12 protein-coding genes and 1 pseudogene are annotated in these 13,771 nt (G+C 70.5%); 6 read left to right on the top strand and 7 right to left on the bottom strand.

The annotated features are described in order from the left end of the window. A complete protein-coding gene (locus AC5JOC_RS01695) occupies positions 1-951 on the bottom strand; it encodes a siderophore-interacting protein (protein ID WP_124768591.1) in 951 nt (316 codons plus the stop codon). A 122-nt stretch (positions 952-1,073) separates the two neighbouring features. Between AC5JOC_RS01695 and AC5JOC_RS01690 the strand changes: the two genes are divergently transcribed. The 4 genes from AC5JOC_RS01690 (at position 1,074) to AC5JOC_RS01675 (ending at position 5,659) form a co-directional block, all read left to right on the top strand. Continuing rightward, complete coding sequence (locus tag AC5JOC_RS01690; protein ID WP_494244982.1) at positions 1,074-3,419, top strand: ATP-dependent Clp protease ATP-binding subunit; 2,346 nt, start codon at positions 1,074-1,076, stop codon at positions 3,417-3,419. 41 nt (positions 3,420-3,460) lie between these two features. Further along, on the top strand, positions 3,461-4,438 hold the full coding sequence (locus AC5JOC_RS01685) for a PrsW family glutamic-type intramembrane protease (protein ID WP_494244980.1): 978 nt from the start codon (positions 3,461-3,463) through the stop codon (positions 4,436-4,438). 87 nt (positions 4,439-4,525) lie between these two features. Continuing rightward, positions 4,526-4,945, top strand: a complete 420-nt coding sequence (locus AC5JOC_RS01680; RefSeq protein ID WP_159877549.1) for a hypothetical protein — start codon at positions 4,526-4,528, stop codon at positions 4,943-4,945. Positions 4,946-5,005: 60 nt separating this feature from the next. Then, a complete protein-coding gene (locus tag AC5JOC_RS01675) occupies positions 5,006-5,659 on the top strand; it encodes a DUF1345 domain-containing protein (RefSeq protein WP_229940487.1) in 654 nt (217 codons plus the stop codon). Positions 5,660-5,828: 169 nt separating this feature from the next. Here the strand turns inward: AC5JOC_RS01675 and AC5JOC_RS01670 are convergent, their stop codons facing one another. Both AC5JOC_RS01670 and acs read right to left on the bottom strand, forming a co-directional pair. Beyond that, positions 5,829-6,410 carry a nitroreductase family protein gene (locus AC5JOC_RS01670; protein ID WP_079704973.1) on the bottom strand — a complete coding sequence of 194 codons (582 nt, stop codon included), beginning with the start codon at positions 6,408-6,410 and terminating at the stop codon, positions 5,829-5,831. Between the two features lie 80 nt (positions 6,411-6,490). Next, positions 6,491-8,587, bottom strand: coding sequence for an acetate--CoA ligase (gene acs, locus AC5JOC_RS01665; protein WP_494244978.1), 2,097 nt, complete (start codon positions 8,585-8,587; stop codon positions 6,491-6,493). 175 nt (positions 8,588-8,762) lie between these two features. Between acs and AC5JOC_RS01660 the strand changes: the two genes are divergently transcribed. After that, positions 8,763-9,704, top strand: coding sequence for an NADP-dependent oxidoreductase (locus AC5JOC_RS01660; protein WP_124768595.1), 942 nt, complete (start codon positions 8,763-8,765; stop codon positions 9,702-9,704). A 100-nt stretch (positions 9,705-9,804) separates the two neighbouring features. Here AC5JOC_RS01660 and AC5JOC_RS01655 read toward each other — a convergent pair whose 3' ends face one another. Together AC5JOC_RS01655 and AC5JOC_RS01650 are read right to left on the bottom strand one after the other, a co-directional pair. Continuing rightward, positions 9,805-10,149, bottom strand: a complete 345-nt coding sequence (locus tag AC5JOC_RS01655; RefSeq protein WP_124768596.1) for a hypothetical protein — start codon at positions 10,147-10,149, stop codon at positions 9,805-9,807. A 62-nt stretch (positions 10,150-10,211) separates the two neighbouring features. Then, a complete protein-coding gene (locus AC5JOC_RS01650; RefSeq protein WP_494244976.1) occupies positions 10,212-10,589 on the bottom strand; it encodes a hypothetical protein in 378 nt (125 codons plus the stop codon). Between the two features lie 126 nt (positions 10,590-10,715). On the opposite strand from AC5JOC_RS01650, the gene AC5JOC_RS01645 reads away from it, so the two are divergent. Then, on the top strand, positions 10,716-12,164 hold the full coding sequence (locus AC5JOC_RS01645) for a lipase maturation factor family protein (RefSeq protein WP_494244974.1): 1,449 nt from the start codon (positions 10,716-10,718) through the stop codon (positions 12,162-12,164). 69 nt (positions 12,165-12,233) lie between these two features. On the opposite strand, the gene thrC is transcribed toward AC5JOC_RS01645, so the two are convergent. Both thrC and AC5JOC_RS01635 read right to left on the bottom strand, forming a co-directional pair. Continuing rightward, positions 12,234-13,547 (bottom strand): threonine synthase, encoded by a 1,314-nt coding sequence (thrC, locus tag AC5JOC_RS01640; RefSeq protein WP_494244973.1) that lies wholly within the window; start codon positions 13,545-13,547, stop codon positions 12,234-12,236. After that, positions 13,505-13,681 (bottom strand): annotated as a pseudogene (locus AC5JOC_RS01635) (threonine synthase); the annotation flags it as partial. The pseudogene AC5JOC_RS01635 and the gene thrC, both read right to left, overlap by 43 nt. Positions 13,682-13,771 lie beyond the last annotated feature (90 nt).

Genomic DNA, 13,771 nt, shown 5'->3' with positions numbered 1-13,771 from the left:
TCATCGGTTGTCTTCGGCCTTGCCGTGTCGCCAGTAGCCCATGAACGCGACCGACTTGCGGTCGACGCCGCACCCGGAGACGAGGTGTCGGCGGAGCGTCTTGATGGCCGACGCCTCTCCGGCGAGCCACGCGTAGAGCGGTGCGCTCTCGAGGACGGGGCCTCCGGTCGCGTTGACCGGCGCTTCCCAGAGCAGCTCGGTGTCGACGTCGACGTCCTCGAGTGCCGGCTGCGTGGCGATCGTGGCGGTGTCGACGCTCGGCGCGAGGCGGCTCGCGATGCGCTCGACCTCGGGGATGAGCAGGGTGCCCACGGGCTGGTCGCCGCGGGGGAGGACGACGACCTCGACCCCGTCGGGCTTCGTGGACAGGGCGGCGATGTCGTCCTCGTGCGGCAGCTCGACGACGGCGATCCCGCGCGCGGTGCTCGGCAGGCGCTCGAGGATCCCGGCGATCCCGGGCAGGGCCGTCTCGTCGCCGGCGAGGAGCACCTGGTCGACGGTGGCCGGCGCGTGCCAGTCGATGCCGCCGGCCGGGACGGCCGACCGGGCGTTGGGGACGTTGACGACGAGCTCGTCGCCGACCTTCGCGTCCATCGCCCAGGTGGACGCGGGGCCGACGCGGCCGTGCAGCGCGATGTCGACGTCGAACTCGGCGAGCTCGGGCCGGACCTCGCGGATCGTGTACGTGCGCATCGGGTGGCGTTTGTCGTTGGGCAGCAGTCGCCAGGCCTGGTACCAGTCGTCGTGCATCGGCAGCTCGTCGAAACCGGTGTCGGGCAGCGGGAAGAGCAGCTTGATGCGCTGGTCGTGACGGTTGTCCGCGATGTGCTGGACCTCGGGACCGGTGAACGTGAATCGCCGATAGCTCGGGCTCACCTGCTCGATGCGCCGGACGACGGCTGCGAGGAGGATGAAGATCGAGTCGGGGGTCTGTTCACTGAGGCGAGGCATCGATAGGTAAGCCTACCCTTCGATGCGCTGGAGATCACCTGCCGATCGCATCTTGTCGGCAGAGAGTGGCGGTGGTAAACTTGAGTCACATCAACTCAAGTTTTGAACAGGAGACCGTACCCATGCCAGCAGGCCAGACGCCTCAGCAAGAGGATCAGCGCAGCGCGCTCGAGCAGTACGGCGTCAACCTGACCGAGATCGCCGCCTCCGGCAAGCTCGATCCGGTCATCGGCCGCGACGCCGAGATCCGCCGCGTGAGCCAGGTGCTCACGCGACGCACCAAGAACAACCCCGTCCTCATCGGCGAGCCCGGCGTCGGCAAGACCGCCGTCGTCGAAGGCCTCGCCCAGCGCATCGTCGCGGGCGACGTCGCCGAGAGCCTCAAGGGCAAGCAGCTCATCTCCCTCGACCTCTCCGCGCTCGTGGCGGGTGCCATGTACCGCGGGCAGTTCGAGGAGCGCCTCAAGGCGGTGCTCAAGGAGATCGACGAGTCCGACGGACAGATCATCACCTTCATCGACGAGCTCCACGTCCTCATGGGCGCCGGTGGCGGCGAGGGGTCCGTCGCCGCGGCCAACATGCTGAAGCCCATGCTCGCCCGCGGTGAGCTCCGGCTCATCGGCGCGACCACGCTCGACGAGTACCGCGAGTTCATCGAGAAGGACGCCGCCATGGAGCGTCGCTTCCAGCAGGTGTTCGTGGGTGAGCCGAGCGTCGAGGACACGGTCGCCATCCTCCGTGGCCTCAAGGAGCGGTACGAGGCGCACCACAAGGTGGCCATCGCCGACAACGCGCTCGTCGCCGCAGCAGCCCTGTCCAACCGCTACATCACGTCGCGGCAGCTGCCCGACAAGGCGATCGACCTCATCGACGAGGCTGCCAGCCGACTGCGCATGGAGATCGACTCGGCACCCGTCGAGATCGACGAACTGCGACGCAGCGTCGACCGCCTGAAGCTCGAGGAGCTCGCCCTGAAGAAGGAGAAGGACGACGCCTCCAAGGAGCGCCTCGCCCGCCTCCGGGAGGACCTCGCGACCCGCCAGGCCGCGCTCGGCGAGCTGCAGGCGCGCTGGGAGCGCGAGCGTGCGAGCCTCAACCGGGTCGGCGACCTCAAGAAGCAGCTCGACGCCGCCCGGAGCAAGGCCGAACGCGCCCAGCGCGAGGGCAAGCTCGAACAGGCGTCCAAGCTCCTCTACGCCGACATCCCGCAGCTCGAACGCGAACTCGCGCTCGCGGAGTCGGCCGAGCAGGACACCGACGGCGAGCCCCGGATGGTCAACGACCAGGTGACCGCCGAGGACATCGCCGCCGTCATCGCCGCGTGGACCGGCATCCCCGTCGGTCGCCTGTTGCAGGGCGAGACGGAGAAACTGCTGCACCTCGAGCAGGAGCTGTCCCGCCGACTCATCGGGCAGCACCGTGCGGTCGCCGCCGTGTCCGACGCCGTCCGGCGCACCCGGGCCGGCATCTCCGACCCCGACCGCCCGACCGGTTCGTTCATGTTCCTCGGCCCCACCGGCGTCGGCAAGACCGAGCTGGCGAAGGCGCTCGCCGAGTTCCTCTTCGACGACGAGAAGGCCATGGTCCGCATCGACATGTCCGAGTACGGCGAGAAGCACTCGGTCTCCCGGCTCGTCGGTGCACCTCCGGGGTACGTCGGCTACGAGCAGGGCGGGCAGCTCACCGAGGCCGTTCGTCGACGCCCGTACTCCGTCGTGCTGCTCGACGAGGTCGAGAAGGCGCACCCCGAGGTGTTCGACATCCTCCTGCAGGTGCTCGACGACGGTCGGCTGACCGACGGCCAGGGGCGCACCGTCGACTTCCGGAACGTCATCCTCGTGCTGACCTCCAACCTCGGCTCGCAGTACCTGATGGATGCCTCGCTCTCCCTCGAGCAGAAGGAGGAGGCGGTGCAGCAGCTCGTGCGCCAGGCGTTCAAGCCGGAGTTCATCAACCGTCTCGACGACATCGTCGTGTTCCAGCCGCTCAGCGAGGCGGAGCTCGGCCAGATCGTCGAGCTGTACATCGACCGCCTGCAGCGTCGACTGGGTGAGCGTCGGCTGCACCTCGCCGTCACGCCCGACGCCCGTGCGTGGCTCGCGGAGCGCGGATACGACCCGATGTACGGCGCGCGTCCGCTGCGTCGACTCATGCAGCGGGAGATCGACGACCGCCTCGCGCGGGCGATCCTCGACGGCTCGATCCGCGACGGCGACACCGTCCACGTCGGGCCTGGCGCGCGACGGCGACGGCCTCACGGTCGAGCGCGCGGCGGTCCCGGCCTAGCCGGCTGCTTGCGGCCAGCGCGGTGCGCTGACCCGAGCGCGACCCACCGACGTGAGCGCGCCCCTCCGGAGGGGCGCGCTCACGCGTATGCCCCGCGCTCGCGCGACAGCACCGCGCTGGCCGTGACCCCCGAGTGGGGGAGGAAACCCCTGGTGCGCGACGGATGCCGCGCACTAGCGTGATCCTCGCGGTGGGCCCGGTCGGCGCGCCCTGAGAGGACCCGATGTCACACGCAGCCCCGAGCACGACGCCTGAGACCAGCGACACCACAGTGCCCCTCTGGCGTCACGCGCACGCCCCCGCCTGGTTCTTCTTCGGCGGCCTGGCGCTCTGGCTGTTCCTGCTGCTGGTGCCGCACGTCCTCCTCGGCAACCCGGCGGTGATCCCCGCGTGGATCCTGCTCGGCTCGGGGCTGGCCGCGTCCACCCTGCTGCTCATCATGGCCCGACGTCTCCAGTCGGGCGACGGCGTCACGACGGCGACGCTCCTCTGGGCGGTCCTGGTCGGAGGCTTCATCGCCATCACGCTCGGCAGCACCTTCGACTCCCTCATCGGCGTCGCCGCGACCGATGCCGGTGAGAACCCGCACGACATCGGGCTGTTCTTCGCCGGGGTCGCCGAGGAGCTGGCGAAGATCATCGCCGTCGTGATCGTGGCGTGGCGGCTGCCGGTGAAGACCGCCCGGGGCGGGCTCTTCGTCGGCGGCGCCGTCGGGATCGGCTTCGCCGTCCTCGAGAACCTCTGGTACATCGGGCAAGGGTGGGCGGACGGGGTCGAAGCCTCCCAGAAGCTCGCCGCCGGTTCGCCACCACTCGAGACGATCCTCTCGCACCCGGCGTTCCAAGCGGCCGGGGCCGCGTTCGCCCGGACGATCTTCGACCCGGTCGGACACCCACTGTGGACGGCGCTGTTCGCCGCGGCGCTGTTCGCGGCCACACGCAACGGCCGGTTCCGGATCACCGTGGGCGTGCTCCTGACCTACCTGCTCGTCGCGGTCATGCACGGCCTCTGGGACGGCAACACCGTGCTCTGGGGGCTGCTGTTCCCGAGCATGCCGGTGCTCAAGGCGCTCGTGGTGCCGGCCATGGTCGTGCTCGTCGTCGCGTTCGCACTCATCTGGCGGGCGCGGGTCCGTCGCATCAACCGCGACGCCGGCGTCGTGTCGCTCCACGTCCCGCGTCGCGAGCGGAAGCAGGCCTGACCAACGGACGCGCGAGGCCTGCTGTGATCCGGGCGTGCCGGGGAGTAGCGTGAAGCGCACCCGATCCGCGACGCCGAGGAGACACCCATGCTGGGACGCAAGACCTTCGAACAGCGAGAGGTCGACCAGGCGAAGACGATGATCGCCGCGCTCGTCGCCGGACGGGAGACGCTGGCCGAGGCCGGAGCGGACCCCGCAGCGCTGGCCGTGGTCGACCCCGAGTTCTTCACCGGCCTCACCCTCGTGCTCGACCGGCCGTTCGTCCACCGGGTGCGCTCGGTGCTCGGGAAGGGTCCCGGGGCGCTCAACGAGCTCGAACTCATCGTCGCGTCGATCCTCGACCACGACCGGGTGTTCACGGTGGGGACCGTGTTGCAGTACGCCGAGGGGACGTCGTTCACCGGCCTCGTCCCGGGCGAGACGATCCTGCTGAGCGCCGAGCAGTTCGAGCGCCTCGCCGTCGGCGTCTTCGCCGAGTTGGAGGAGTTGTTCGTCGAAGCGGTGTGAGGTGCGGCGTCGGCCGCGAGCCTGCGTCATGCGCTCCACGGACGGTGCCACGATCAGCTCGTGAGCTCATCGACGTCCGGAACGATCATGGTGCGGCACGGCGCGAAGCTCCGGTTGACCGTCTCCGCCCTCGTCGGTGTCGCCGTGGGCGTGATCGTCGGCCTGAACTGGTTCTGGGCGGGAGCGATCCTCGCCGGATGGGGGACCACGTGCGTGGTCTTCGTCGGTTCCCTCTGGATCCGCATCTGGCGGATGGGCCCGGAGCGGACGCGCGAACACGCGACCTCGGAGGAGCCCGGGCGGACGACGAGTGAGGTGCTCATCGTGCTCGCGAGTGTCGGGAGCCTCGTGGCCCTGAGTGTCGTCATCCTGCAGGCGAGGGCGTCCTCCGGGGTCGAGCAGGGCGTGCTCGCCGGGTTCGCGGTCGTGAGCGTGGCGCTCTCCTGGGCGCTCATCCACACGATCTACACCTTGCGGTACGCGCGCATGTACTTCGCGGCGCCGGAGGGCGGTATCGACTTCAACCAGGAGGAGGCGCCGCAGTACAGCGACTTCGCCTACCTCTCGTTCGACCTCGGCATGACCTACCAGGTCTCCGACACGACGCTGCGGTCCAGCGAGCTGCGCCGCACCGTGCTCAAGCACACGCTGCTGTCGTACCTCTTCGGCTCCGTGATCCTCGCGACCGTCATCAACCTCGTCGCGGGGCTGTAGCGGCGCGACGGACACGCCCTTCGACAAGCGGGTCCGGAGCCGGCCGAAGGGCTGGGGACCGGGGATGGCTGCTCAGGGACCGGTTACGACGACGGTGAGCCCCGCGAACGACGACTGCGCAGCCCGGCGGACCGGACTGCGCAGCGTGGTGGTGCAGGAACCGAGCGGACTACTCCTGGACGATCACGAGGTCGGCGAGGGGACGACGCTCACGCGGAGCGGTCTCGCGGTCGCGGAGCATGCCCTCGGGCAGGAGCTCGGGTTCGCCGAGCTCGCCGAGCGCGGTGACGGTGAACGGCACGAGGCCGTCCGGCAGCGAGAACGCCTCGCGGATGCCGTCGGCGGAGAAGCCGGCCATCTGGTGCGCGAAGAGACCGTCGCTGTGGGCCTGGATGCTCAGGTGCGCCATCGCCTGGCCGAGGTCGTAGATGGCCCAGGGGCGCTCGTTGCCCTCGTCGTCGAGCGTCTCGGCGACGGCGACGATGAGCGCGCCGGCCTGAGCGGCCCAACCGCGGTTGAAGGCCACCAGCTGCTCAGCGATCGTGTCGAACGTGGCGGTGCCCTTGGTGCCGACGATGAACCGCCAGGGCTGCACGTTGTTGGCGCTCGGCGACCAACGCGCGGCTTCCAGGGCCGAAGCCATCTTCGCTGCGGCGACGGGCTCGCTCACGAAGGCGCGGGGGCTCCAGCGGTCGGCGAGGACGTCGAGGATGGGGGCGTCGGTCTGGGCGGTACGGGTGACGATGGACATGCGGTCTCCAAGCGAAACAAGGGAAGTGGACAGAGGTTGCGTCGCCGTTGACGATGGATGCAACTGCATCGATCGGGGCGCTATTCCCGGGCTTGAAGGGTCCGTGCAGCAGTGACGATCTCGGCGATCCGGTGCGGGGCCGCTTCGTCCTGCAGCGACGTCGTGTCGCCGAGGGGCCGCTGGTCGACGATGTCGCCGAGCAGACGCCGCATGATCTTCCCCGAGCGGGTCTTCGGGAGGTCCGGGACCACGAAGACGTCGCGGGGCTTCGCGATCGGGCCGATCTCGTTCGCCACGTGGGAGCGCAGTGCCTCGCGGAGTGCCGCGGAGCGCTCCAACCAGTACGCCTCGCCGTCGGCCTCCGGACCGTGGGATCGCGAGGACGGGATGACGAACGCGGCGATCGCGCTCCCCGTGATCGGGTCGTGCACGCCGACCACGCCGGCTTCGCCCACGTGGGGATGCGACACGAGGGCCGACTCGATCTCGATGGTCGACAGGCGGTGGCCCGAGACGTTGATGACGTCGTCGACGCGCCCGAGGACCCAGATGTCGCCGTCCTCGTCCCACTTCGCGCCGTCGCCGGAGAAGAAGTAGCCCTGCTTCCAGTACTTCGCCCAGTACGAGTCGCGGTAGCGCTCCGGGTTGCCCCAGACCGTGCGCGCGAGCGACGGCCCGAAGCGGCTGACGACCAGATACCCGCCGGATCCGTACGGCACCGTCTCGCCGTCCTCGTCGACGACCAGCGCCTCCAGGCCGGGGAGTGCGCGACTGCCGGAACCCGGCTTGATCGTGGTCGCACCGGGGAGCGGCGCGATGACGGCCGACCCCGTCTCCGACTGCCACCAGGTGTCGACGACCGGGGTCTCGCCGCGCCCGATGCGCTCGCGGAACCACATCCAGGCCTCGGGGTTGATCGCCTCGCCGACGGTACCGAGGAGCCGGAGGGTCGAGAGGTCGTACTCGGCGGGCGGCCCCTCGGGGAACCACGTCATGAGGGTCCGGATGAGCGTGGGCGCCGTGTAGTACGTCGTCACGCCGTAACGCTCGATGATCTCGAAGTGCCGTGCCTGGTGCGGGGTGTTCGGCGTGCCCTCGTAGATCACCTGGGTGAGCCCGTTCGAGAGCGGACCGTAGATCTCATAGGTGTGCGCGGTGACCCAGGCGAGGTCGGCGGTGCACCAGTGGACGTCGTCGTCCTTGGCGTCGAAGATCGCCCAGTGGGTCCAGGACGCCTGCGTGAGGTAGCCACCTGACGTGTGGACGAGTCCCTTGGGCTTCCCGGTGGTGCCGCTCGTGTAGATGATGAAGAGCGGGTTCTCCGCGTCGAACGCCTCGGCCTCGTGGGTGTCGGCGGCGACACCCACGGTGTCGTGCCACCAGACGTCGCGACCGGGGGTCCACGGCACGTTCGGCGTCTCGTCGCCCGTGCGTGCGACGACGAGCACGTGCTCGACGGACGGCACGCCGTCGACCGCGGCGTCGGCGTTCTGCTTGACCGGCACGGCCGTACCCCGGCGGTACTGGCCGTCGGTGGTGATGAGCAGCTTCGCCTCGGTGTCCTCCACGCGGAAGCGCAGCGCCTCGGCCGAGAACCCACCGAACACGAGGGAGTGGATGGCGCCGATGCGGGCGACGGCGAGGGTGGCGATGACCGTCTCGGGGATGACCGGCAGGTAGATGACGACGCGGTCGCCCTGGCCGATGCCGAGTGCCGTCAGGGCGTTGGCCGCCTTCGCGACCTCGCGCTGCAACTCGGCGTAGGTGATGGAGCGGCGGTCGCCCGGCTCTCCCTCGAAGTGGAGGGCCACTTTGTCGCCTCGTCCGGCGTCGACGTGCCGGTCGACGCAGTTGACCGCCACGTTGAGCGTTCCCCCGGCGAACCAGGTGGCGGCGGGGACGGTGAGTTCGGGCTCGGGGTCCGACGGGTCGGACCCCTCGACCGGCCGGGCCGGGTCCCAGGTGTGAGCCGTCTCCCACGGGGTGACCCAGTCGAGGCGTCGGGCCTGCTCCTCCCAGAACGCCACGGGGTCGGCGGCCGCGCGAGCCCATTCCTCCGGGCCGACGTTCGCCGTCTGGGCGAGGTCGGCCGGTGGGGCGTAGCTGCGGGTCTCGGCGAGGAGGTTCGCGATGGTGGCGGCGGGCGCTGCGGACGTCGATCCATCAGTGGGAGGCATGCTGCAACGCTACGCGGGAGGCCGGGGCCGGTGCCATCCGCGGGTCATGCGGCGTCATGGTCCGGAGGTTCCGAGGGGCTGTGGAGGAGCGTCGGGAGTAGCCTCGAAGGGCCGTCGCGATGCGCGGCGGACGTCGATCAGGAGCGCGCACGGCGCGTCTCGAGAAGGGAACGACATGGCGACCGTCATCCAGTACCAGGAGCTCGGCCCGGCCGACGTCCTCGAGCTCGTCGAGGTGCCGACGCCTCAGGCGGGCCACGGCGAACTCGTCGTCGAGGTGCGCGCCGCGGGCGTGAACCCGATCGACTGGAAGCTCCGCAGCGGTGTCCGCGGCGGCGAGCTGCACGGCACCCGACGCGTCGGGAGCGACGGCGCCGGCGTCGTCGTCGAGGTCGGCGACGGGGTCGAGGGCTGGTCGATCGGCGACGAGGTCGTCGTCGTCAACGCCTCCGGGACGTACGCGACCCATGTCGTCGTCACGCCCGACCAGATCATCCGCAAACCGGCGGCCATCTCCTTCGAGGAGGCGGCGGCGATCGGCATCCCCGTGAGCACGGCCTACCAGGCGCTCCGGTCGCTCGGCGTGACCGAGGGGACGACCCTCCTGATCCACGGCGGATCGGGCTCGGTGGGGCACGCGGCAGTGCAGTTCGCCGTGGCGTGGGGAGCGACCGTCGTCGCCACCGCGAGCGAGGGGAACCATGCGCGCCTGCGGGAGCTCGGGGCGATCCCCGTCACCTACGGTCCCGGGCTCGTCGAGCGCGTGCGCGAGGCCGCCCCGCAGGGCGTCGACCGGGTGCTCGACGCCGTCGGCACCGACGAGGCGCTCGAGACCTCGTTCGAGCTGGTCGAGGACCGGCAGCACATCGGCACGATCGTCGTCGGTGCGAAGGCGGCCGACCTCGGGATCCAGGCGTGGTCCGGCGGGAACCCGCTCCCGCTCACGGCGCAGGAGCAGGCCTGGCGGGCGGAGGCGATCCCGGCGGTCGCGTCCCTCGTCGAACAGGGTCGCTTCAGCTTCGAGCTCGGCACCGTCCGGCCTCTCGCCGAGGCCGCCGATGCGCACCGCGAGAGCGAGTCGGGTCACCCGAGCGGGAAGCTCATCCTCGTCCCCTGAGCGCCCTTCGACAGGCTCGGGGACCGGAGCGGCGCGCGCCCGGGTGTGATTCCTCGCTGCTCAGGGACCGGAGCGGCGTCCGCCCTGGCGCGACTCCGTTCTACTCCGGGCCTTCGCCGAAGCTGTCGCCGACCGGGGCGCGGTCCGCGAGGTCGTCGGCGTCGTCCAGGTCCTCGACGGAGTCCTCGGTGTCGTCGGCTCCGTCGAGGCCGGCGTCGCCGACCACGTCGTCGCCACCGACGCCGTCACCGGCGTTGCTCAGGCCGCCGTCGCCGGGGGCCGCGTCGTCTCCCGAACGGTCGAACGCGTCGCCGTCAGGGACGACCCCGCCGACGGAGCTGTCGGTCGAGTCCTCGCCGGGCACGTGCGCCTGGGCGCCGGGTCCACCGTGCGCGAGGGCGTCGCGCTGGGCATCTGCTGCTGCTGCATCCATGGGATCGGTCATGCAGGCAGCGTAGGCCGGTGCGCGCGCCGCCCGCGGGGGCTTGGCCACCGCCCGTCCGAGGCCTATCCTCTGCGCTGTTCGCCCAGCTCCGGCGCCGTGCCGTCGTCCTGCAGCTCGGAGCCGTCGTCGGCGTCGTCGATGTCGTCCGCCAGTTCCTCGTCGCCCGGGCCGACCCGCGTGTCGTCGAACGGATCGAACGCGTGATCGTCCGTCGGCCGGTCGATGGGGACCTCGTCGCCCGTGTCGTCGAGGTCCGATCCGTCGTGGCCGTCCGGTCGGGCGTCCTGGGCGTCGGTGACGAGCGGTCCGTCGGTGCCGTCCGGGACGGTGGCGCCGCCGTCGTCGATCGGCTCACCGAGCAGTGGAGCGCCCGCACCCTGGCTGATCGGCTCCTGCCGGGCGCTGGTCTGGTCGTCTGGTCCTGAAGTGGTGTCGGTCATGCCCGTCAGCGTAGGTCGGCGTATGAGCCGGTGTTCAGGGCTGGTGTCGCCTGCGCGACGGATCTATCCTGTCGGCGCGGGAGCCTCGGGCCCTCCCGCCGGAGCCGAGCGGTGAGGGGGACGCGGATGACCTGGACCTGGTTCGACGCCACCGACGCCCTGCTCGCCCGGGAGGTTCTGCAACGCGGTGTCGCAGCCGTCTTCCTCGTCGCGTTCGTGTCGACGGTGAACCAGTTCCCGGCGCTGCTCGGTGAACGCGGGCTGCTCCCCGTCCCGGCGTTCCTCCGTCGAGTCCGTTTCCGGCAGTCGCCGAGCCTCTTCCACTGGCGCTACTCCGATCGGCTGCTGCTGATCGTCGCCTGGGGAGGCACCCTGGTCGCAGCCACCCTCGTCGTCGGCCTGCCGCAGCTCGGGCCGCCCTGGGTGCCGATGGTCGCCTTCCTCCTGCTGTGGGCGGGGTACCTCTCGATCGTCAACGTCGGCCAGACGTTCACCGCCTTCGGCTGGGAGACGCTGCTGCTGGAGGCGGGGTTCATCGTCGCCTTCCTCGGGTCCCGCGAGGTGCCGCCGCCCGCCCCGGTGCTGCTGTTCCTCTGCTGGCTCGTCTTCCGTCTCGAGTTCGGTGCCGGGATGATCAAGATCCGCGGCGGGCGCGAGTGGCGCGACCTGACCGCGATGGAGTTCCACCACGAGACGCAGCCCATGCCCGGCCCGTTCAGCTGGCACGCGCACCGGCTGCCCCGGTGGGCGCACCGCGTGGAGGTCGTCGGCAACCACGTGGTGCAGCTCGGGGTGCCGTGGTTCCTGTTCGCGCCACAACCGGTCGCCTCGATCGCTGCCGGTCTCATCATCCTGAGTCAGCTCTGGCTCATCGTGACGGGCAACTTCGCGTGGCTCAACTGGATCACGGTGGTCCTCGCATTCGCGGCGGTCTCCGACACCAGCCTCCGAGCCGCGCTGCCGTGGCTGCCGTCGTCGGGCGGTGCTGCGACGGACGGCTCAGGCTCGTCGCCGCTCTGGTGGACGCTGCTCGTCCTCGCCGTGACCGCGGGCCTCGTCCTCCTGAGCATCCGCCCGCTGATCAACCTGTTCTCCCGTCGCCAGCTGATGAACGCCAGCTTCAACCGCTATCACCTGGTCAACGCCTACGGCGCGTTCGGCACGGTGACGAAGGTGCGCCGCGAGCTGATCGTCGAGGGGACCGACGCCGCCGACCCGGGCGACGAGACCGGCTGGCGCGAGTACGGGTTCCGTGGGAAACCCGGTGACCCGTTGCGTCGGCCGCCGCAGTTCGCGCCGTACCATCTGCGACTCGACTGGCTGCTCTGGTTCCTGGCCCTCGGCGTCCGCGACACGGCGTGGTTCGAGCGGTACCTCGAACGACTCCTGCAGGGTGACCGGGCGGCCCTCGCGCTGCTGCGCGAGAACCCGTTCCCCGACGGCCCACCGCGGTGGATCCGCGTGACCGTCTGGCGCTACCGGTTCACAACGGGCCGCGAACGCCGCGAGACGGGCGCGTGGTGGGTGCGGACGCGACTCGGCGTGCTGGTCGAACCGATGAGCCTCGGGGAGTGACGGCGCCCCTCGACAGGCTCGGGGAACGGAGTGGCTCGGGAGACGGGGCGGCTCGAGCAGGCGGGCCTCTCAGCGGCCGGTGTGCTCCACGATGATCGCCTTGATGCGGTCGACGTCGGCCGGCACGATCTCGAAGCGCTGTTCGAGCCCCTCGATGCCCTCGAACGCCTCGGGTCGCTCCGGCTCCTCGCCGAGCGCCTCGCGGACGATCTCGGCGAACTTCGCCGGCAGCGCGGTCTCGAGGACGAGCATCGGGACGCCCTCGCGCAGGTGGCGGCGGGCGACCGTGACGCCGTCGGCGGTGTGCGGGTCGATCGTGACGCCGTAGCGCTCGTGCACGTCGCGGATGGTGGCGACGCGGTCGGCGTGCGTGCTGCGACCGGAGACGAAGCCGAACTCGCTGATCCGCTCGAACTCGGGCGTCCCGGAGAGGTCGAACCCGCCCTCCTCGTCGAGGGACCGGAACAGCTCACCGAGGCGGGTCGCGTCCTGACCGACGAGGTCGTAGAGGAAGCGCTCGAAGTTCGACGCCTTCGAGATGTCCATGCTCGGGCTGGAGGTGTGGTGCGTCTCGGCCGCCGAGCGCGGGCGGTACACGCCCGTGCGGAAGAACTCGTCGAGGACGTCGTTCTCGTTCGTCGCGACGACGAGCTGGTCGATCGGGAGCCCCATGGAGCGGGCGATGTGCCCGGCGCAGACGTTGCCGAAGTTGCCGGACGGCACCGAGAACGACACCTTCTGGCCCGGACCGTCGGTCGCGAGCAGCCAGCCGTGCACGTAGTACACGACCTGCGCGACGACGCGGGCCCAGTTGATCGAGTTGACCGTACCGACGGCGTGGAGTGCCTTGAACGGAGCGTCCTTCGAGACGGCCTTCACGATGTCCTGGCAGTCGTCGAAGTTCCCCTCGACGGCGAGGTTCACGATGTTGTCGTCCTGGAGGCTGAACATCTGCGCGCGCTGGAAGCTGCTCATGCGGCCGTGCGGGCTCAGCATGATGACCCGGATGCCGGTCTTGCCGCGCATGGCGTGCTCGGCCGCGCTCCCGGTGTCGCCGGACGTCGCGCCGAGGATGTTGAGCTCGTCGCCGCTCTTCGCGAGCGTGTACTCGAAGAGGTTGCCGAGCAACTGCATCGCCATGTCCTTGAAGGCGAGCGTCGGGCCGTTCGAGAGGCCGAGGAGCTGCAGCTCGGTGCCGCCCTCCTCGACCGAGGGTGCGCAGCGGGGTGATGAGCGACGGCGTCGTCGCCGGCGCGGCCGTTCGAGTACACCTCGGCGGTGTAGGTGCGACGGGTGATGTCCTGGAGGTCGGCGGCGGGGATGTCGTCGGCGAACTTCGACAGCACGGCGAACGCGAGGTCGGCATAGGACAGCTCGCGCCACGACTCGAGCTCCTCAGCGGTCAGCTGCGGGTACTCGGCCGGGAGGTACAGGCCGCCGTCCGGGGCGAGCCCGCCGAGGAGGATGTCCGAGAAGTGCTGGGGCAGATCGTGGCCCCGCGTCGACTGATAGTGCATGACCGTCTCTCTCATCCGGTTGGAAGCCCGATCTCCAACCTTGCCATATCGGGGGTCGACGCGCAGAGGCCCGCCGTCATCGTGACCGGC

The sequence above is a fragment of the Plantibacter sp. genome, from assembly GCF_059073635.1.
This window is presented reverse-complemented; position numbering and strand designations above follow the sequence as displayed.

Coding starts and splice junctions, on each gene's coding strand:
- AC5JOC_RS01650 (WP_494244976.1), bottom strand. CDS start 10,589: ATGACCGACACCACTTCAGGACCAGACGACCAGACCAGCGCCCGGCAG.
- AC5JOC_RS01645 (WP_494244974.1), top strand. CDS start 10,716: ATGACCTGGACCTGGTTCGACGCCACCGACGCCCTGCTCGCCCGGGAG.
- AC5JOC_RS01680 (WP_159877549.1), top strand. CDS start 4,526: ATGCTGGGACGCAAGACCTTCGAACAGCGAGAGGTCGACCAGGCGAAG.
- AC5JOC_RS01685 (WP_494244980.1), top strand. CDS start 3,461: ATGTCACACGCAGCCCCGAGCACGACGCCTGAGACCAGCGACACCACA.
- acs (WP_494244978.1), bottom strand. CDS start 8,587: ATGCCTCCCACTGATGGATCGACGTCCGCAGCGCCCGCCGCCACCATC.
- AC5JOC_RS01655 (WP_124768596.1), bottom strand. CDS start 10,149: ATGACCGATCCCATGGATGCAGCAGCAGCAGATGCCCAGCGCGACGCC.
- AC5JOC_RS01660 (WP_124768595.1), top strand. CDS start 8,763: ATGGCGACCGTCATCCAGTACCAGGAGCTCGGCCCGGCCGACGTCCTC.
- AC5JOC_RS01695 (WP_124768591.1), bottom strand. CDS start 951: ATGCCTCGCCTCAGTGAACAGACCCCCGACTCGATCTTCATCCTCCTC.
- AC5JOC_RS01670 (WP_079704973.1), bottom strand. CDS start 6,410: ATGTCCATCGTCACCCGTACCGCCCAGACCGACGCCCCCATCCTCGAC.
- AC5JOC_RS01690 (WP_494244982.1), top strand. CDS start 1,074: ATGCCAGCAGGCCAGACGCCTCAGCAAGAGGATCAGCGCAGCGCGCTC.